This window comes from Massilia sp. S19_KUP03_FR1 (assembly GCF_036688685.1).
Lineage (GTDB): Bacteria > Pseudomonadota > Gammaproteobacteria > Burkholderiales > Burkholderiaceae_D > JALYUM01.
This window is the reverse complement of the sequence record NZ_JAQQPS010000008.1, coordinates 112917-132694: the sequence shown is the minus strand read 5'-3', so window position 1 is coordinate 132694 and position 19778 is coordinate 112917. Positions and strand designations below refer to the sequence as shown.

The window sequence follows — 19778 nt, the reverse complement described above, 5'->3', positions numbered from 1 at the left end:
AAGCTATGACCCCTCCATGAAAATCTCCGCCCCCTCCCCTGCCTGCCTGCGCTTGTCCCAACTGTCGCTGGGCGTGCTCGCACTGCTGTCCGCACCGGCCCAGGCCGCCCCGGTAGACCTGCTTGACGCCGCCAGCACGGTGGTTGTCACCGGCCAGCGCGCCAGCATGCGCAATGCCATCGCGGCGCAGGAAAAGGCCGACAACATCGTCAGCGTCGTCAGCAGCGACGACATCGGCGGCCTGCCCGACAAGAACGCGGCCGAAGCGCTGGCACGCCTGCCGGGCGTGTCGGTGCAGCGCGACCAGGGAGAGGGCCGCTACGTCACCGTGCGCGGACTGGGTCCCGATCTGAACAGCACCACGATCAACGGCGCGCTGGTGCCGTCGCCTGAAGCGGGACGCCGCGGCGTGGCGCTCGATGTGCTGCCGGCCGGCCTGATCCGCTCGCTGGAAGTGACCAAGACCCTGACGCCGGACATGGACGCCAATTCGCTGGGCGGCACGGTGGAAGTGAAGTCGCTGTCGGCGTTCGATTTACCCGGCAAGCTGCTCTCCGCCAACCTGGGCGCCAGCTACGACCAGAACACCAGCCAGACCAGCCCGAACGGCGGCGTGCTGTGGGCCGACCGTTTCATGGGCGGCACCCTGGGCGTGGCCGCCGGCCTGTCGCTGGAAAAGCGCAAGTTCGGCTCGGACAACGATGAGACGGGCGGCGCCTGGAACGGCAACAAGTTAAGCGGTTTCGAATTGCGCGACTACCTGCCCAATCGTGAGCGCAAGGCCTTCGCGCTGAATGTCGACTACCACCCGCTGTCCGGCGCCAAATACTACCTGCGCAGTTTCCTCTCGCAGTTCAGCGACGACGAAGTGCGCGACCGCATGACGGTCGGCACCTTCGGCACCGCCAGCGCAACGGTGGCGGACGGCGAAACGAGCAGCGCGCGCGTCGAGCGCCGCCTGCGCCAGCGCAAGTACACGCAGGACATCCGTTCCATCGTGCTCGGCACCGAGCAGCAACTGGCCGGCTGGAAGCTGAACCTGGTGGCGGGCAGCAGCCGCTCGACCGACGAAACCCCGGACGCGCTCAAGGACGGCCGCTTTCGCGGCAGTTTCAAGGGCGTCGGCTTCACCAACACCGAGATGCCGCAACTGATTGCCCCCGCCACCGTGTTCGATCCCGCCAACTACAAACTGCAGGGCATCACACTGCAGCAGGCGGCGGCCAAGGACAGCGAACACCATGCGCAGATCGACCTGACGCGCGACCTCGACCTTGCCGGCCTGCGCTCCACCCTCAAATTCGGCGCCAAGACCAGCCGCCGCGACAAGGTCAACGACACCAATGAATGGACCTTCGGCAGCAGTTATTTCAGTACCGCCGCGCGCGCCATGGCCGGCTATGTGACGGGCGACACGCTCGACTACAAGCTGGGCAATATCGGCTACGCACTGAACCCCGCCGCCCTGCGCGCCGCGGTGGCCAACCTCGACCGCAGCGGCGCGCGCCTGGCGCTGGAATCGACCGTCGCCGACTACAAGATGAACGAAGACATCGACGCGGCCTACCTGCAGAACAAATTCCATTTCGACGACTGGAGCCTGCTGGCCGGCGTGCGCGCCGAACACACCAGTTTCAAAGCCAACGGCCAGCAGATCGACGAAGACGCGCTGCTGGCGCCGGTGCAGCGCCAGCGTTCGTACACCAACTGGCTGCCGTCGCTGCAGGCACGCTACGACCTCGATCGCGCCACCAGCCTGCGTGCGGCCTGGAGCAACGCGGTCGTGCGTGCCAATTTCAGCCAGCTGGCGCCCGGCATCAGTCTGGACAGCAGCACCGAAGCGGTGATCGGCAACCCTGATCTGAAGCCGCTGCGCGCCCACAACCTGGACCTGGGCGTCGAGCGCATCCTGGGCAGCGACGGCACCATGTCGGCCTACCTGTTCTACAAAGACATCAAGGATTTTACGTACACGACCAACCTGGCCGGCACCGGCGCGTGGAAGGATTTCAGCAGCGCCGTCTCGTACGCGAATGGCCAGACCGCCAGCGTCAAGGGCCTGGAACTGTCGTACCAGCAGCCGCTGCGCATGTTACCAAGCCCGTTCAACCGCCTGCTGGTGGGCGTCAACGGCAGTTACACCAAGTCTGACGCGGATATTGCCCGCTACGACCTGGCCACGGCCACTACCCTGCACCGCAGCGTGCGCTTCCCGGGCCAGTCGGACCGCGTGCTGAACCTGATGGTGGGCTACGAACACGGTCCGCTGACCGCGCGCATCGCAGCGAACTACAAGTCGCCCTACCTGCTGGAAATGGGCGAGGACATCCTGCGCCCTGAACAGGACCGCATCGTCGACGCGCAGACGCAAGTGGACTTGTCGCTGTCATACCAGCTCACCAGGCAGGTCCAGTTCGTGTTTGAAGCGAACAACATCAACAACGAAAAATACTATGTCTACCAGGGTGCGAAGCAGTACAACACCCAGTACGAACAGTATGGCCGCACCTATAAAATCGGCCTGAAAGTGAGCATGTTCTGATGGCGAAGCTGATCCAACAAGCGGCCCTCGCCGGCCTGCTGGTCTCGTCGCTGGCAGCAGCAGCGCCCCTGCCAGGTCTGACGGCCAAGGCCCGTGAACTGGCCGCGCTGCCGGACGGCGGCTGGCTGACGCTGGACAAGCAGGGCCTGCACCTGCTCGATAGCGCCGGCCAGCAGCGCGCCGTGCTGCCGATCCGCGCCAAGCAACTCGACCTGCGCCCACTCGATGGCGGCGTGCTGGCGGTGCTGCTCGACGCCAACGCGGAGCGCGCGCTGCCGGTGCTGGTCGATTTGAAAGCGGGCCGCCTGACCGCACAGGCGCCCTTGCCGGCGCCGGCGTTCGGCATCGAGGCGATCTGCCTGTACCGCGACGCGCAGCAACTGGACCACGTGTTCATGATCGGTAAGGACGGCAGCTCGGAACAGTGGGCGCTCACCGGCGCGCAGCCGCAGCTGGTGCGCAAGCTGGCCATGCCGACCCACGTCAAGCATTGCCGCGCCGACGATGGCGCGCACACCCTGTTTGTCAGTGAAGGAGGCATCGGGCTGTGGGCCTACGACGCCAATGCCGAAGGCGGCGCAGCGCGCGAGCCGGTGGCGCTGCGGGCGCCGTTCGGCAAACTGGCGGGTGGCGCCGGCGCATTGACCGTCTTGCCGGACGGCGTCGCCGTGCTGGACGCCAAGGGCGCCACGCTGCACCTGCTGCACCGCGATGGCGCTAAATGGACGGCACTGCCTTCGCGTGCCGGCGGCGGCGCCGAGCAACTGGCCAGCCGCAGCGTCGATGGCCGTCTCGAACTGCTGCTGCCCGAAGCCAAAGGCTGGACCAGCGTCGCGCAGACTTGGCGCGCGGCCGCACGTCCGGCCGCACGGCCCATCGCGATTGTCATGCCCGAGGTACAAACCGAACCGGTGGCGCGCCAGGGCGATGCCGCCGACGACCCGGCGATCTGGGTCGACCGTGCCAACGCGGCCGGTTCGCGCATCCTCGGCACCAACAAGAAACAGGGATTGCTGGTGTACGACCTGCAGGGCAAGCAGACCCAGTTGCTGGAAGTGGGCCGCCTGAACAACGTCGACCTGCGCCAGGACATCGCCTTCGCCGGCCAGCGCGTCGACCTGGCCGCCGCCACGCAGCGCGACGACAACAGCCTGATGCTGTTCACGATCGACGCGCGCGGCACCGTGGCCGAATCGATCCGCATCGCCACCGGCTTGAATGAGATATACGGTATGTGTCTTTATCGGCCAGTGGACGGCGGCCTGCAGGCCTTCGTCAACGACAAGGATGGCCGGTTCCAGCAGTATCGCATCGATCTGAAAGCGGGCCAGTACAGCGGCACCTTGCTGCGCACGTTCAAGGTGGCGTCGCAGCCGGAAGGGTGCGTGGTCGATGACAAGCGTGCGCGTCTGTTCCTGGGCGAAGAGAAGCGCGGCGTGTGGACCACATCGGCGGATACGTCGCAACCGGATGCGCTGAAGATGGTATTGCCGGTGGGGGCCGACCTGGCAGCCGATGTCGAAGGCATGGCGTTGTACCAGGCCGGCAAGGCGGATTATCTGATCGTGTCGAGCCAGGGCGATAACAGTTACGTCGTGCTCGATGCTGCGGCGCCGTTTGCGGTGCGCGGGCGCTTCCGGGTCGGGTTCAATCTGGAGAAGGGGATCGACGGCACGTCGGAGACCGATGGACTGGATGTCAGCACGGCCAATTTCGGCGGGGCGTTCAGCCAGGGCATGCTGGTGATTCAGGATGGCTATAAGCGCTTGCCGGATGGGCCGCAGAATTTTAAATATGTGGGGTGGGGGGCGGTGGCGAAGGCGCTGGGGCTACAGTAAGCGGGCATCGTTGGCTTTCAAACGTCATCCCGGCGAACGCCGGGACCCATATCACGCTGCCGAAGTCGTACAGAGCGCATAACTGCAAGCTCAGCATGGGCCCCGACTTTCGTCGGGGTGACGGTTTTAAGGGCAGTGGCTCGTTTAAAGTCCCGGCGCCGCCGCTTGATCCAGCAAGCCCTGCGCCATCTTCAAGCCCTCCACCATCACCTTGAAAGCCTGGTCCTTGGCCGCCTGATCCGGCACCCGCAATACATACGACGGGTGGTACACGGTCACCACCCACCTGCCCTGGTGCCGGATCGGCGTGCCCAGCGTATCCTTCAGCGCTACGTGATTCGTCCCCAGCACCGCCTTCAATGCCGTACTCCCCAGCGCCACGATCACCTCCGGCTGCACCGTTTCCAGCTCCTTCTCGTACCAGTAACTGCAAGCCTCGATTTCCTGTTGCGCCGGCGTTTTATGTAGCCGCCGCTTGCCGCGCGGCTCCCATTTAAAATGTTTCACTGCATTGGTGAGGTAGATCGTGCGCCGCGCCACGCCCGCATCGCCGAACACGCGCTCGAGCAACTGCCCGGCCGGCCCGACAAACGGTTTTCCCTGCAAATCCTCCTGGTCGCCCGGCTGCTCGCCCACCACCATGATGCGCGCCGTGGCCGGCCCCACGCCCGCCACGGCCTGCGTCGCGTGCTGCCACAAGTCGCAGCGGCGGCATTGGTCCAGGCTCGATGGCTGCGCGCGCCCGGGTTGCGCAGCGGCCGGCGCAATCGGAATGGTGGTGCCGCGCCGGCTGCCCACCGCTTCCATCTGGCCGGTGCGGCGCGCACCCATGGCGGCGTTGCTGATCATTTCCGGCACCACGGCGCCTTCCGGCAGGTTTTTCCAGAAGCGCGACGGGATGTGGCTTTGCAATAGCTGCGCATTCAGGCGCGCAGGATTGAAAATGCTGCGGTAATAGGTGAGCCAGAGCGCTTCGCCGGAGTCGACCAGCTCGGCACCACTGTTCACCAGCGCGCCGGTGTTGTGCAAGGTGGCGCCGTCCCACATGACGCTGGCGTCGGGCGTGGCAATCAGCCAGCTGACCTTACCCATGCGCGCCACAAAATGTTCGGCCACCTGCGCCAGTACGTCGTGGGCCGGTTCGAACCACGCGACAAAGCGCGGCGCGCCGGCTTCCTCGGGACGTTCGCGAAAGCGGATGTAGGCATGCATGTCGTGCTCCTCGCGGCGCACGGCTTTCGCCATCTGGTGCAGGCGCGCGCCGTCGACGTCGGCGGCAGATTGCACATCGTGCTCGCCATGCGTCCAGCGCCACACAACGCGGTACAGGAAGGCCCAGCGATCATGCTGGCGGCAGCAGGCGGCGTTCTGCAGCATGTCCATCAAACTGCGTGGAATGCTGACCCTGGCCTGCGCCGGCGTCGCTGCGGGCACAGGCGCACTCATCAGCAAATCGGCAGCGCCATCCTGCCCGGCCCACGTGATCGCGTCGGGGGCAATGGCGTGCGCCAGCAGCGCGCGCGCCGCGTCTCGCCATTCGATAAAATTGGCAACCAGCAGCGGCTCGCCCGCGGCAACCGTCTCGACAGCGGCGAGGCCGGCTGCGCCCGACGCTGCCGCGCTATTCATGCCGCCTTCAACTCCGGCCACAGACTCATTTGCTCAGGCGCCGTGGCCAGTGCGCGCCGCAGGGTGTCGGAACTGGCCGCGCCCTGCACCGGCGAATAATCGGCCGTGATGATGAAGGGCGCGATTTTCTTCATGCTGCAGCGCAGGCGCGAGAGATCTTCCCAGCGCACCCGGCGCAACCGGCGCAATTCGATAACCCGTTTCGCGTTGCGCAGGCCGATGCCGGGTACGCGCGCAATCATGTTCGCGTCGGCGCGATTGAGGTCCATCGGAAAATGCTCGCGGTGCGCCAGCGCCCACGCCAGTTTCGGGTCGATGTCGAGGTCGAGGTTGCCCGCGACCGGCAACAGTTCACGCGCTTGAAAACCATAGCTGCGCAGGAGGAAATCGGCTTGATACAACCTGTGCTCGCGCATTAGCGGCGGCGGCGCCAGCGGCACGCTGTCCGGGCTTTGCGGGATCGGGCTGAAGGCGGAATAGTAAACCCGCTTCAGTTTATAGCTGCTGTACAGCGTCTCGGCTGTATTCAAAATGGTTTGATCGTCGCTGGCGTCGGCGCCGACGATCATTTGCGTGCTCTGGCCGGCTGGTGCAAACTTCGGCGCCTTTGGCTCCTGTTCCTTCTCGTCCAGCTTGCGCCGGATATTGCCCATTGCCAACTTGATGGTGTGCACGCTCTTTTCCGGCGCCAGGCGCGTCACGCTGTCCTGGGTCGGCAACTCGATATTCACCGACAGCCGGTCGGCATACTTGCCGGCCAGTTCGATCAGGGCCGGGTCGGCGTCGGGAATGGTTTTGAGATGGATGTAGCCGCGGAACTGGTGCACTTCGCGCAGTTCACGCGCCACCGCCACCAGTTGCTCCATGGTGTAGTCGGCCGAGCGGATGATGCCCGAACTGAGGAACAGCCCGTCGATGTAATTGCGCAAATAAAAATCCTGCGTCAGTTTCACCACTTCGGCTACGGCGAAGCGGGCCCGCGGCACATTCGAGCTGCGCCGGTTGACGCAATACTGGCAATCGTAGATGCAGAAATTGGTCAGCAGAATTTTGAGCAGCGAAACGCAGCGCCCATCCGGCGTGTAGCTGTGGCAAATGCCCATGCCGGTGGTGGCGCCGATGCCGTCCTTGCCCTCGGAGCCGCGCTTGGGCGCACCGCTGCTGGCGCAGGAGGCGTCGTATTTGGCGGCGTCGGCCAGGATTTCGAGCTTGTCGGTAAGTTCCATGGGCGCAGGGCTGACTGTATGGATGTACAGTATATATCAGCCCTGCGTGCGCACAATTGGTATTGACGCCGGGTTCGGTTCAGACGCGGTTCGCCTAAGTGCCTATCCCAGTAGGTAGGAGGAAGCGGATGCCGACATGCGCGTCCGCGATGCATGGCGAGTGTGGGCAAGGCGAGAGGAGGACGCATGGCTAGCCACGCTACGACGAGGCAAGTCATATATGACGGCCAGTCCACACTTGTCAGGCGCAGCAGCAGCGACTCCGCACTACTGGGATAGGCACTAAACCGGTTCTGGCGCCAGCCTTCTTGCCTGCGTCAATTCCGCCTCATCCATCTTCAGCACCAGCCGCTCCAGGTACCGTGCAGCTGTCGCCAGCCCCACGCCCGCGGCCCGCTGCAGCCAGCCGTGGGCCAGCACCAGGTCGCGCAGCACGCCCTGGCCGCTGGCGTACATGACGCCCAGGTTGAATTGCGCCCGCGCATGCCCCTGGCGCGCTGCGCACAGGTACCAGAAATGCGCCGCCTCGAAATCGCGTTCGACGCCGTGGCCGGTGTCGTAACGCAGGCCCAGCGCGAACTGGGCCAGCGCGTGGCCGCCGTCGGCCGCCTTGCGGTACCAGCCATAGGCTTGGCGCGGATCGCGCATGCCCGCGTCGTCACGGTCGAACAGCGCACCGACCATGTACTGGGCCGGGCCGTAATCCTGCTCGGCCGCGCGCCGGTACCAATCCATTGCGCCGACATAATCCTGCGCCGCTTCGTAACGCAGCGCGAGGTCGAACTGGGCCCGCAAATGGCCCTGTTCTGCGGCCTTGCGGTACCAGCCGACCGCACCGGCAGGGTCCCGCTTGACGCCGCTGCCGGCGTCCAGCATTTGTCCGACGTGGTACTGCGCGCTGGCGAAGCCCTGCTCGGCGGCCAGACGGTACCAGTGCGCCGCCTGCGCCAGGTCGCGCTCGACGCCCTGACCATGTTCGTAACGCAAACCGAGGTTGTCCTGGGCGCCCGCGTGGCCCTGTTCGGCAGCCTTGCGGAACCAGTCAAGGGCGAGGGTTTCGTCCCGGATCACGTCATGGCCGCTGTCGTAAATCAGGCCCAGGTTGAACTGCGAGCTGGCGTGGCCCTGCCCGGCGGCCTTGCGGTACCAGCTGATGGCCTTCTGGCTGTCCTGCGGCACATCCTGGCCCTTGTCGTAGCGCAGCGCCAGGTTGAACTGGGCCGGCGCGTGGCCCTGCTCGGCGGCCTTGCGGAACCAGGCAATCGACTGCTGCGCGTCGCGCGTCACGCCCTGGCCGCTGTCGTAGCGCAGGCCCAGGTTGAACTGCGAGCGCGCGTAACCCTGGTCGGCCGCGCGCCGGTACCAGGTGATGGCTTCGCGTACATCTTGCGGCACACCCTTGCCGGTTTCGTACATCATGCCCAGGTTGTGCTGCGCGCCGGCGTCACCCTGTTCAGCGGCCTGGCTGAACCAGTGCATGGCCTGCGCCGTATCGGTTGTCACGCCCTGGCCCTTGGCGTACATCCAGCCCAGGTTGTACTGGGCCGGTGCGTAACCCTGCTCGGCCGCGCGCTCGTACCAGTAGGCGGCCTGACCTTCATCCCTGGCCACGCCCTGCCCTTTTTGAAACATCACGCCGAGGTTGTACTGGGCCTGCTCAAGGCCCGCTGCCGCGGCCTGGCGGTACCAATGGATCGCCATGAGGTCGTCCCTGGCGACACCCTGGCCATTCACGTACATGAATCCCAGGCTGTGCTGGGCGTTGGCCACGCCGCGCTCGGCCAGCCCCTTCGTGCGCAGGAATTCAGCGGTGTGCTGGGATTCGGCAGCAACCACGGAGGGACGGACCCCGGACGGGGCGGCGGACAGGTTCTGCATGGCCCTATGCGCGGCTGGCGACGGCGATGCTGCCGCGCATCGGCACCAGCTGGGTGTGCAGCACGCCCATGAATTCGGTCAGCGAGATGGGGCGGTGATACAGGTAACCCTGCATCGTCAGGCAACCGTTTGCCTTCAGATAGCGCGACTGCACATCGGTTTCGACGCCTTCCGCAATCAGGTTCAAACCGAGGCCGCGCGCAATCGAGATGATCGCCAGAATGACCGGATAGTGGCCGTGTTCTTCCTTGATCTCCTTGACGAAGGACTGGTCGATCTTGATGGTGTGGATCGGAAAGCGGTGCAAATACGACAGCGATGAGTAACCCGTACCGAAATCGTCGATCGCCACCGACACGCCCAGCTGGCACAGCTTGTTTAACTGGTCGATCGCGTATTGCGGATTGCGGATGCAGATGTTTTCGGTGATTTCGACTTCGATCTGGTCCGGCGAGATGTTGTAGCGCACCAGGGCGCCACGCATCTTTTCGAAGAAGTCGCCGCGGTCGAGATATTGTGGCGACAGGTTCAGCGACAGCCGGATCGCCTGGCCACCGGCCGCATTCCAGATCAGCATGTCGCGGCACAGGGCACCGATCATCCAGTCGGAAATCGGCAGCATCAGGCCGTTTTCTTCGGCGAACGGTAAAAACTCGCCGGCGCTGAGCAAGCCGCGGGTCGGGTGATTCCAGCGCATCAGCCCCTCGGCGCCGACGATGCGCCCGGTGATGACATCCATCTGCGGCTGGTAATACATTTCCAGCTCGTTGTGCTCGAGCGCGCGGCGCAGGCTTTGTTCCAGCGCGATCTTCTGATGCGAGACGTCGAGCATCGACTCGTGATAAAAACTGTGGCCGTTTTTACCGAGTGCCTTGACCTGGTACATGGCGATGTCGGCATGGCGCAGCAATTCGTCGATCGATTCGCCATCGCTCGGGTACACCGCAATCCCGATCGACGCGGAGATATGGACTTCGTGGCCATCGAGGTCGAACGGCGCCTGCAGCACTTCGAGGAATTTTTCGGCAATCGCCTTGGCGTCGTCACGGTCGCGCAATTCGGGCAGCACGATGGTGAATTCGTCGCCGCCCTGGCGCGCCAGCGTGTCGCCGCGGCGCAGGCATTCTTTCAGGCGCAAGGCGGTTTGCTGCAGCAGTTCGTCGCCCTTGACGTGGCCGAGGGTGTCGTTGACCAGTTTGAAGCGGTCCAGGTCGATGAACATCACGGCCAGTTCCGTCACTTTTCGCTTGGCCTGGATGACGGCCAGGCCCAGGCGGTCCTTGAACAGCATGCGGTTCGGCAGGTCGGTCAGGATGTCGTGGTAGGCCTGGTACGAAATGACTTCTTCGGCGCGCTTGCGGTCGGTGATGTCGCGCGCGACGCCGTAGGTACCGAAGAACTCGAGGCGCTTGATATCCTGGTCGGGCAGGTGCATGCCGATCGCGTTGAGCGAAATCGTCATCAGCGTGGTGTTGAAGGTGCGCTCGCCGCTGGCGGCGCTGTGACCCCGATGGCACTTCAGGCGCAGTTCGACATTGCGCGACGCGCGCTCGTCGACGCGGCGCTCGTTGAAGGCGTAGCGCGCGCGCTCAAAGTCGTCGTCGTGCACCAGGATCGAGTAATGCTGGCCAATCAGCTCTTCGCGCGTAAAACCCAGCAGCTGGTAGGCCCGGTCGTTTACAAAAGTGAATTTGCCTTCGTGGTTCAGCGTGTAGATGATATCCGGCGAGCTGTCGACCAGGTAGCGATAAAGCTTTTCCGAGTTTTCCAGTTGCGTGGCGATGCGCGCGTTGGCCACCGCCAGGCGGCGCTTCTGCAAGGCGTTGCCGACGGTTTTCAGCAGCTCTTCGCGGCTGTAGGGCTTGCGCAGGTAATCGTAGGCGCCGCGTTTGAGCGCGCCGATGGCCGCGTCGATGCCGACTTCGCCGCTCATCACGATGACATCGCCGTCGATACCATTCTCATTGATGAAATCCATGATGTCGTGCCCGCTCATGTCGGGCAGGCGCAAGTCCAGCAGGATCAGGTCGAAGCGCACGCGCGTCAGCTGCGCCAGCGCCTCGGCGCCGTTGGTCGCGGTGACCATGTTGTAGTCGAACGGGCGCAGTAGTTCATACAGCGAGGACAGCAGGCGCGGCTCGTCGTCGACCAGCAGCAGGCGTGGCTTGTCGTCGTCGAACAGGTGCGTCGGGGCCGCTTCAATGTCGATGCCCTTCGGCGCCGGCATCAGCGGCACCAGATTGACCGGGGGCGGCATCAGGCGGCCCCCAGTGCGCGCAGCGTCGGCGCAACACCCAGGTTGCTGTTCGCTGGCAGCAGGATTTCAAACGAGGTGCCGGCGCGGCTGCTGCGGCAGGCGATCTGCCCGCCCAGTTGCTTGACCAGGCTGTCGACGATCGACAAGCCCAGGCCGTGGTTCGGTCCGCGCTTGCTGCTGCTGACCTCGGAAAACAGCTTGGCCAGTACGTCGGCTGGCAAACCCGGACCGGTGTCGCTGACGACCAGCTCCAGGTACAGCTTGCGGTCGCGGTTGATATGGCCCCGGTTAATGATGTCGATGCGCCCGCCCCGTGGCGCCAGCGCCTCGATGGCGTTCTTGACCAGGTTGACCAGGATCTGCTTGACCACGTCCGGATCGCCGTCGATGCGGCGCGCCGGTTCGTGCATGTTGACGACGATCTCGACATTGTCCGGGATGAACGCGGTGGCGCGGAACAGGCGCATGACTTCCTCGGCCACACTGGCCAGGTCGGCCGTGCGCGGCGCATCCGGATCGGGCTTTAAATCGGCCAGGCCGCTGATCAGTTGCCCAACGCGGTCGATTTCTTCGTTGAGGATCGACATTTCGCCGGTGACCGGTTCGCGCTGCGCCAGTTTGTGGTCGAGCACGCTCAGGTAATTCTTGATGATCGACAGCGGGTTGTTCACCTCGTGCACGACGCGGCGGGTGGCTTCGCGGTAATCGTCGGCCACCTGCGCCAGTTGCTGGCGGCTCTGGCCCTTCTCGGCCAGTGCGCTGTCCAAAGCGATGGCCGCCTGGGTGCCGAACGATTGCAGGAAACGCTCGCGCTTTTGCACGGACGGCACTTGCCAGCTGGCCACGCCACCGATGATGACGCCCAGGCAGCGCTGGCCAGTGACCAGCGGCAGGCAGACCAGACTTTCGCTTCCCAAGATGCGGAACAATTGTTCTTCGGCGAGGCCGAGCGTCTGGCCGTCGCGCCGGATGAAGGCAAGTTTGCGGCCCAGCGCGCTGTCGGCCACCAGGCCGCCTTTTTGCAGCGGGATGGAAAACTGGCCGATGCGCTGCTGGGTGCCGGTGGGGGCGCCCACCAGGGCGTGGCCGGTCGGATTTTCCAGCAAAATGCAGGTGTTGTCGAAGTCGAACAAGATACGGGCCGAGCGGGTGACGCATTCGAGCAAGTCTCCCGAATCAAGCTGACGCGCGAATGATTGGCCGATCTCCGACACCAGCACCAGGTTGCGCACTTCGTCGGCCAGGCGTTGCTGGACCGGGTCGATTGTGACCGGCGCAAAGGCGGCCGGGGCCGGGATATCGTCGGCGCCCGCCAGGTCGATGCCCAGGTGTAGCGCCGCTTTCTCTACCTGGCGCACGGCGCGCGTCAGCATCACTTGCGCTTCATCGGCGTCGATGCCACACAAGACGCCAGCCTGTTCCACCTGCTCGTTGTCGAGGCTGTGTGATGACAGCACATGCGCCAGGCGCACGATGCGGATCAAGGGATGGCTAGCTGCCAGGCGCGCGCTCGGCTCGTGGTGGTACAGCACGGCGTCGGCCAGGAAGGAGTCGAGCTGCCAGCGCTCGATCATCCAGGCGCCCGCTTCGGTATGGGTGATTTCGAGGGTGCGCTGCTCGACCGCGCACAGGTCTTCGTCATCGCGCGCGGTGAAATTGAAGGCGTATTCCTTGGGCGCGGTGGCGAGCAGCGCCAGCCGCCCCACATTGTGCAGCAGGCCGGCCAGGTAGGCTTCTTCCTGGTGCGCGTACTGCATGCTCTTGGCCAGCTCGCGCGCGATCACGGCGGTGGTCAGGGCGTTTTTCCAGAATGCGCGCAGGTCGGTGCTGCCGGAATGCGGGAAACTGTTGAAGGTCTGGAACACGGAGTCGCTGATCACCAGCGTCTTGATCATGTCGGTGCCGAGCGAGACCAGCGACTGCTCCAGGTTCACCGTGCGGCCGTTGCGGTGGTAGGCCGAACTGTTGGCGACGGCCAGCAGCTTGGCCGTCATGCCGGCGTCGTTGGCAATGAGCGCCGCCAGTTCAGGCATGCCGAGGTCATCGGCCTGGAGGTGGCCGAGCAGCTTGATAAGAATCTGCGGCATGGCCGGCAGACGGGCAATCAACAAGCGATTGCGAATATCCTGATCAGGTTGGTGCATGGTCTCAGCAAGGCGGCCACAACGATGGAAGAGCGGAGACGCCGATTGCAGGCCCCCACCACTAATTGGTATCTCATCGCCAGAACATGCTGTTTTTTACAACGATGTTCAAAGCTTTAAGTATCCATCTTAGCATAAACACATAAAATTTCCTGAGTGGAAATAGTTCTTTAGTAGAAGTGTTACGCTAAAACCACGTTACTATCCGTTACATTCGACGGGCCAGAATACGCCTGTAATGACGCGCACTCAGCCACAGGGACAAGGCGCCCACGGCAAAGGCGGCCTGCCCCAGCGCCAGCGCCAGCACCGAGTGCGAGAGGGCCGGCGCGACCACGCCCGCCACAATTGCGCCGGTCAGGGTCACCATAAACGACTGGCAGGAAGCGGCTGTACCGCGGATGTGCGGGAACAGATCGAGCGCCATCAGCGTGGCGCCCGGCCCGATCAGGGAGCTACCGAAAGTATAAAAAAACAAGGGAAGGACTGTCCATGGCAACGCCGGCGGGAGGAAGGCGTGATAGGCCACATTGCAGGTCACGGCGGCCAGCATGAAACAGAATCCGATGCCGATCTGGCGCACGAACGGCACCTTGCCGGCGATGCGGTTGGCCGCCAGCGCGCCCAGGAAAATGCCGGACACGCTCGGGATGAACAGCCAGGCAAACTGCGACGGTCCCAGGTGCAGGTGCTCGGGCAGCAGCACCGGGGCCGCGGAAATGTAGAGGAACAGGCCGCCGAAGTTCAGCGCAATCACGCCGACCTTCATGTGGAATAAAAACGAGCCGAAGATGGCGCGGTAGTTGCGCGCCACGAAGCGTGGATTGAACGGCTGGCGGCGTTCGCGCGGCAGCGTTTCGGGCAGGCACCGCCAGCAGTACAGGCCCAGCGCCACGGTGTAGACGAACAGCGCCAGGAAAATTGCGCGCCAGTCGAACAAGGTGACGATCCAGCCGCCCAGCACCGGCGCCACCGCGGGCGCGATCGAAAAGATCATCGTTACCAGCGAGAACAGGCGCGCGGCCGGTGCGTCGGCATACAGGTCGCGGATGATGGCGCGGCCCACCACCACGCCGGCACCGGCCGAGACACCCTGCAAAATGCGGAAGATCCACAGGTAGTGGACCGAATTCGACGCGGCGCAGCCAAAGGTGGCCAGGGCGAACACGATCAACGCGACGATGATCACGTTCCTGCGCCCGAAGGCATCGGACAAGGCGCCATGCCACAGCACCATGCCGGCAAACGCCAGCATGTAGATCGACAGCGTTTGCTGGACTTCGAGCAGCGAGGCGTGCAGGTTAGACTGAATCTGCGGGAACGCCGGCAGGTAGGCGTCGATCGAAAACGGGCCGAGCATCGACAGTGCCGCCAGCACGGTCGCCAGCGCCCCAAAGCTCAAGGGAGCGATGTAGCGCAGCGGCGGCAGCGGGACCGGGACGCGGTGATCGGGAGGGACGTTGTCGGGCTCTGGAGGGAACATGTTTACCTTGGCCCGGCCGCGGCCAGAACAGATATCGTTATCCCGTCATCCCCGCGCAGGCGGGGACCCATACCACTTACGCCCAGTGCTGCAGCGAATCGAAGGTGCTATGGGCCCCCGCCTTCGGGGGGATGACGGTTTTAAAGGCGCGGATTACTGCGTCGGCGCGTCAGTTACCGGCTTGGCCTGCTCGCGCCGGTTGTATCCCGACACCATATCAAACCTGAACAGCCGGCACTCCAGCGCACCGTTGAAAAATGGCGTTTTGCGCGCTTCTTTCAGGCGCAGCAGCTTCGGCAAGGTCAGGTCGGCGGTGAACAGGAACACCGTCCAGCCGGCGAAACGCTGTTTCAGGGTCGTGCCCAGCGCAGAATAGAAGCCGGCCGCCATGTCGTCGGCAGGAATGGTGGTGTCGCCGCGCACGCCGATCCGCTCGCCGTACGGCGGGTTGGTCAGCAAGATGCCCGGCTGTTCGGTCGGCGCCTGCACCTGCTGGGCTTCGATCTGTTTCAGCGGCACATCGAACAGGATACCGGCCACTTTCAGGTTGTGCCGGGTCATCGCGATCATGTCGCCCGAAATGTCGGAGCCGAAGATGGTTGGCTCAAGCGGCAGCGGCAGCGCCTTGATCGACGCCTTCATGTCTTGCCAAACCGCCTTGTCGAAGCCGTGGAATTTTTCGAACGCGAATTGGCGCCGCGCGCCGGGCGGGATGCCCTGCACCATTTGCGCCGCTTCGACCAGAATGGTGCCGGAGCCGCACATCGGGTCGAACAGCGGGGTGCCCGGCTTCCAGCCGGCCACGCGCAGCATGCCGGCGGCGAGGTTCTCGCGCAATGGCGCGTCGCCCGTCTCTTCACGCCAGCCGCGTTTGAACAGCGCTTCGCCGGAGGTGTCGAGGTAGATCGTGAAGTTGCGCTGGTCAAGGAAGCCGACGATGCGCATGTCGGGTTCCTTGGTGTCGACCGACGGGCGCTTGTCGAACTGGTCGCGGAAGCGGTCGCAGATGGCGTCCTTGATTTTCAGGGTCGTAAATTCCAGGCTGCGCAGCGGCGATTTGACGGCCGTGACGTCGACGCGGATGGTGTGGTCGACGTCGAACCAGTCTTCCCACTTTTGCTCCATGACCAGGTCGTAGATATCGTTTTCGTTGGCGTAGCTCGAGTGGCCCATGCGCATCAACACGCGCGAGGCGATGCGCGAGTGCAGGTTGACGCGGTAGGCGTCCTCCAGAGCGCCGGAGCAATGCACGCCGCCGGGGACCTGGTTGTGGACTTTGAACGTGGTGGAGAGTTGGGCGATTTCGCCAAGTTCTTCAGCGAGTGCTGCTTCCATGCCGCGTGGGCAAGGGCAAAAATAGGATGCCATGGGGGACCTTTTATCCGTTGTTTACCCGTCATCCCCGCGAAGGCGGGGACCCATAGCACGCGTGCAGCACTCGGAGGTGCGCGTCACCAGCATCAGGGGTATAGGTTCCCGCCTGCGCGGGAATGACGGTTTTTAATGAGGTGGTGACGATAATTACGCGTGATTGCTAACTGGTTAAAACGGTTTGACGACAACGAGGATGACGATCAGAAGCAGCAGGATGACCGGCACTTCATTGAACCACCGGAACCACTTGTGCGACTTGGTATTCGCGCCGCGCTCGAATTTCTTGAGCAGCGAACCGCAGGCGTGATGGTAACCGATCGCCAGGATCACCAGCGCCAGTTTTGCATGCAGCCAGCCGCCCTTGAAGCCGTAGCCGAGCCACAGCCACAGGCCGAACACCAGCGCAGGAATCATCAGGATCGAGGTGAACCGGTACAGGCGCCGGCCCATGCCGAGCAGGCGCTCGAGCGCCGCGGCATTGGTTTCCTGCGCCAGGTTCACAAAAATGCGCGGCAGGTAAAACAGCCCGGCGAACCAGGAGGCGACAAAAACAATGTGCAGTGCTTTAATCCAGAGCATAGATTCCTTATTGGCGGATTTCGCCGTGACCGAACACGACGTACTTCAGTGACGTCAAACCTTCCAGCCCGACCGGGCCGCGCGCGTGCAGCTTGTCGTTGGAGATGCCGATCTCGGCGCCCAGGCCATATTCAAAGCCGTCGGCAAAGCGCGTGGAGGCGTTCACCATCACGGATGCGGAGTCGACTTCGCGCAAAAAGCGCAGCGCATCGCTGTAGTTCTCGGTGACGATGGCATCGGTGTGCTTCGACGACCAGGTGTTGATATGGTCGATCGCCGCATCCATCCCGTCGACGATTTTGATGGCCAGGATCGGCGCCAGGTATTCGGTGGACCAGTCTGCCTCAAGCGCATGCGCCAGATACGGATAGCCGGTCAGCAGCGCGTACGCATCCGGGTCGGCGCGCAGTTCCACTTCTTTCGCCGCATACAGGGGTGCTAGTTGCGGCAGCACGGTCGCGGCGATGGCACGGTCGATCAGCAGCGTTTCCATGGTGTTGCAGGTGCCGTAGCGGTGCGTCTTGGCGTTGAGCGCAATCGGCAGCGCCTTGGCCAGGTCGGCTTGCGCGTCGATGTAGACGTGGCAGATGCCGTCGAGGTGCTTGATCATCGGGACGGTCGACTCTTTCATCAAGCGCGCGATCAGGCCCTTGCCGCCGCGCGGGACGATCACGTCGACATATTCCGGCATCGTGATCATGGCGCCGACGGCCGCGCGATCGGTCGTGTCGACCACCTGCACGGCGTCGGCCGGCAAGCCGGCGCCCAGCAGACCTTCGGCCACCAGCCGCGCCAACGCGCGGTTGCAATGGATCGCCTCCGAGCCGCCGCGCAAAATGGCCGCGTTGCCGCTCTTGATGCACAGGCCGGCCGCATCGACGGTCACATTCGGACGCGCTTCGTAGATGATGCCAATCACGCCCAGTGGCACGCGCATCTGGCCGACCTGAATCCCGCTCGGGCGGTATTTCATGTTGCTGATTTCGCCGATCGGATCGGGCAGCGCGACAACCTGGCGCAAGCCTTCGACCATCGTATCGATCGCTTTATCCGACAGCGCCAACCGGTCGAGCAGCGCCGGCTCCAGGCCAGCGATGCGGGCCGCGTTCAGGTCGAGGGCATTGGCGGCGCGCAGCAGGTCGGCCTCGCGTTCGATCGCGGCAGCAATCAGCAGCAAGGCCTGGTTGCGGGTCGCGCTCGATGCGCGCGCCATCGCGCGCGAAGCCGCGCGCGCCTGGCGGCCCAGTTGCTGCATGTAAGCGGTGATGTCCATCATGTGCTCCATTTTTTACCTTGCCACTTTCAGGGCCAGTTGCAGCATCGCGTCCCACGCGTCGCCCGCGTAGGCCTTCGCGCGCAAACCCTTGACCATCCGGTCGACCTGCGCCGCATCCTGCAGCGCCGCTTCAAGAACGGGCAGCGACAAGCGCCGCAGGGCCGGCTCCATCATGCGTTCGCGCGGGCCCCAGATACGGTGCTCCTTGAGCAGTGCGCCCAGCGGACGGCCCTGTTCCATGCCGGCTTTCAGTTTCAACAGCGTGCGGATTTCTTCGGCCACTGCCCATAAAACCAGTGGCAGCGCTTCGCCCTCGCCTTTCAGACCCTCGAGCATGCGCACCAGCCGCGCCGGGTCGCCGGCCAGCATCGCTTCGGACAATTTGAACACGTCGTAGCGCGCCACGTTCAGCACCGCGTCGTGGATCTGCTCGAACGTCAACCTGCCCGGTTCGTGCAGCAGGCCGAGCTTCTGGATTTCCTGGTGCGCCGCGAGCAGGTTGCCTTCGACGCGGTCGGCAATGAAGTCAAGCCCCTGGCGGTCGGCACTCTGCTGCTGCGCGGCCAGGCGCGTACCGATCCAGCCCGGCAGCGCGGCCCGTTCGATGTTCGGGATGTCGATGTAGACGGCGGCCTGCTGCAGGCTCGTGACCCACGACGCCTTGGCGCTTTGCCAGTCCAGCTTGGGCAAGGTCACCAGGGTCAGGTTATCGGGGCTGAGGTCCTTCGCATACGCTTGTAAAGCCGCGCTGCCATCCTTGCCCGGTTTGCCGGTCGGGATGCGAAGCTCGATCAGCTTCTTGTCGCCGAACAGCGACAAGGCCTGGTTTGCGGCCAGCAGCTCGCCCCATTTGAAGGTGCGCTCGACGGTGAGCACGTCACGCTCCGAATAGCCGTTGGCGCGCGCGGCGCGACGGATCTTGTCGGCCGCTTCCAGCGCCAGCAGGTGTTCGTCGCTGGCGATCACGTACAGGGGCGCAATCGTCTTGGCCAGGTGACCCTCGAGCGCTTCCGGCCGCAGCATCATGGCAAGATCACCCTAGATTGGCTTGATGGCCGCCAGGCGGCGCAAGACCTGCTGCACCAGGTCGGTCTGCATGTCGCGGATCAGCAAGGCTTCTTCCGACTCCTTGGCCAGTACCGCGTCTTCATTGAAGGCGATATTGCGCTTCAGGGCGATCTCGGTCGGTCCCAGCAGCTCGACGCCGGCGCCATTGCGCACCTTGAACACGAAGGTGTAGGTCAGCAGGTATTCGCGCACGCGGCCCTGGCTGTTCAGCGACAGGATGGTTTTGCCGCGCGTTTCGCTGACTACGTCCACTTGCGCCTCGGCGCCCTTGGCGGTGGTCACGACAGTGAGACCATCGAGCCCGCGCAAGTTGCGGCGCAGCTCCGCGCCCAGCGGCGAATTGTCGGGGAAGCCCAGATAAATGGTGTGGAACGGCAGGTTGTAGCCTTCCGATCCACGCAAATGGAAACCGCAGGCCGTCAGCGTGGCGGCCAGCACCATCATGCACAGTGCGCGGGCCAGCCGGGAGTTAAATAAGGTCATC

At 64.1% G+C, this 19778-nt stretch carries 13 protein-coding genes; 2 read left to right on the top strand and 11 right to left on the bottom strand.

The features are described from left to right. Window positions 1-16: 16 nt before the first annotated feature. Entirely contained in the window at window positions 17-2542 is a 2526-nt protein-coding gene (locus V6M87_RS10865) for a TonB-dependent receptor (protein WP_332876635.1), read from the top strand. Continuing rightward, window positions 2542-4380: a phytase gene (locus V6M87_RS10860; protein WP_332876634.1), complete on the top strand. Its 1839-nt coding sequence runs from the start codon at window positions 2542-2544 to the stop codon at window positions 4378-4380. The genes V6M87_RS10865 and V6M87_RS10860 overlap by 1 nt, the downstream gene beginning before the upstream one ends. 144 nt (window positions 4381-4524) lie before the next feature. Here the strand turns inward: V6M87_RS10860 and V6M87_RS10855 are convergent, their stop codons facing one another. From V6M87_RS10855 to V6M87_RS10805, 11 genes are all read right to left on the bottom strand, one after another. Continuing rightward, window positions 4525-6009 carry a UdgX family uracil-DNA binding protein gene (locus V6M87_RS10855; protein ID WP_332876633.1) on the bottom strand — a complete coding sequence of 495 codons (1485 nt, stop codon included), beginning with the start codon at window positions 6007-6009 and terminating at the stop codon, window positions 4525-4527. Beyond that, window positions 6006-7235 carry a putative DNA modification/repair radical SAM protein gene (locus tag V6M87_RS10850; protein WP_332876632.1) on the bottom strand — a complete coding sequence of 410 codons (1230 nt, stop codon included), beginning with the start codon at window positions 7233-7235 and terminating at the stop codon, window positions 6006-6008. Before V6M87_RS10850 ends, V6M87_RS10855 begins: the two co-directional genes overlap by 4 nt. A gap of 282 nt (window positions 7236-7517) precedes the next feature. Beyond that, window positions 7518-9113 carry a tetratricopeptide repeat protein gene (locus tag V6M87_RS10845; RefSeq protein ID WP_332876631.1) on the bottom strand — a complete coding sequence of 532 codons (1596 nt, stop codon included), beginning with the start codon at window positions 9111-9113 and terminating at the stop codon, window positions 7518-7520. Window positions 9114-9117: 4 nt separating this feature from the next. Further along, entirely contained in the window at window positions 9118-11370 is a 2253-nt protein-coding gene (locus tag V6M87_RS10840) for an EAL domain-containing response regulator (RefSeq protein WP_442920573.1), read from the bottom strand. Further along, on the bottom strand, window positions 11370-13514 hold the full coding sequence (locus tag V6M87_RS10835; RefSeq protein ID WP_332876630.1) for an HDOD domain-containing protein: 2145 nt from the start codon (window positions 13512-13514) through the stop codon (window positions 11370-11372). The genes V6M87_RS10840 and V6M87_RS10835 overlap by 1 nt, the downstream gene beginning before the upstream one ends. 208 nt (window positions 13515-13722) lie before the next feature. Further along, a complete protein-coding gene (locus tag V6M87_RS10830) occupies window positions 13723-14997 on the bottom strand; it encodes a multidrug effflux MFS transporter (protein ID WP_332876629.1) in 1275 nt (424 codons plus the stop codon). Between the two features lie 153 nt (window positions 14998-15150). Then, window positions 15151-16365, bottom strand: coding sequence for a THUMP domain-containing class I SAM-dependent RNA methyltransferase (locus V6M87_RS10825; RefSeq protein ID WP_442920572.1), 1215 nt, complete (start codon window positions 16363-16365; stop codon window positions 15151-15153). A 174-nt stretch (window positions 16366-16539) separates the two neighbouring features. Continuing rightward, window positions 16540-16950 (bottom strand): CopD family protein, encoded by a 411-nt coding sequence (locus tag V6M87_RS10820; RefSeq protein WP_332876627.1) that lies wholly within the window; start codon window positions 16948-16950, stop codon window positions 16540-16542. Between the two features lie 7 nt (window positions 16951-16957). Further along, entirely contained in the window at window positions 16958-18223 is a 1266-nt protein-coding gene (locus V6M87_RS10815; protein ID WP_332876726.1) for a glutamate-5-semialdehyde dehydrogenase, read from the bottom strand. A gap of 15 nt (window positions 18224-18238) precedes the next feature. Next, window positions 18239-19252 (bottom strand): DNA polymerase III subunit delta, encoded by a 1014-nt coding sequence (gene holA, locus V6M87_RS10810; RefSeq protein WP_332876626.1) that lies wholly within the window; start codon window positions 19250-19252, stop codon window positions 18239-18241. Between the two features lie 12 nt (window positions 19253-19264). Continuing rightward, the gene (locus tag V6M87_RS10805) at window positions 19265-19777 is read right to left on the bottom strand and encodes an LPS-assembly lipoprotein LptE (protein ID WP_332876625.1); all 513 of its coding nucleotides are present in this window, start codon (window positions 19775-19777) and stop codon (window positions 19265-19267) included. Window position 19778 lies beyond the last annotated feature (1 nt).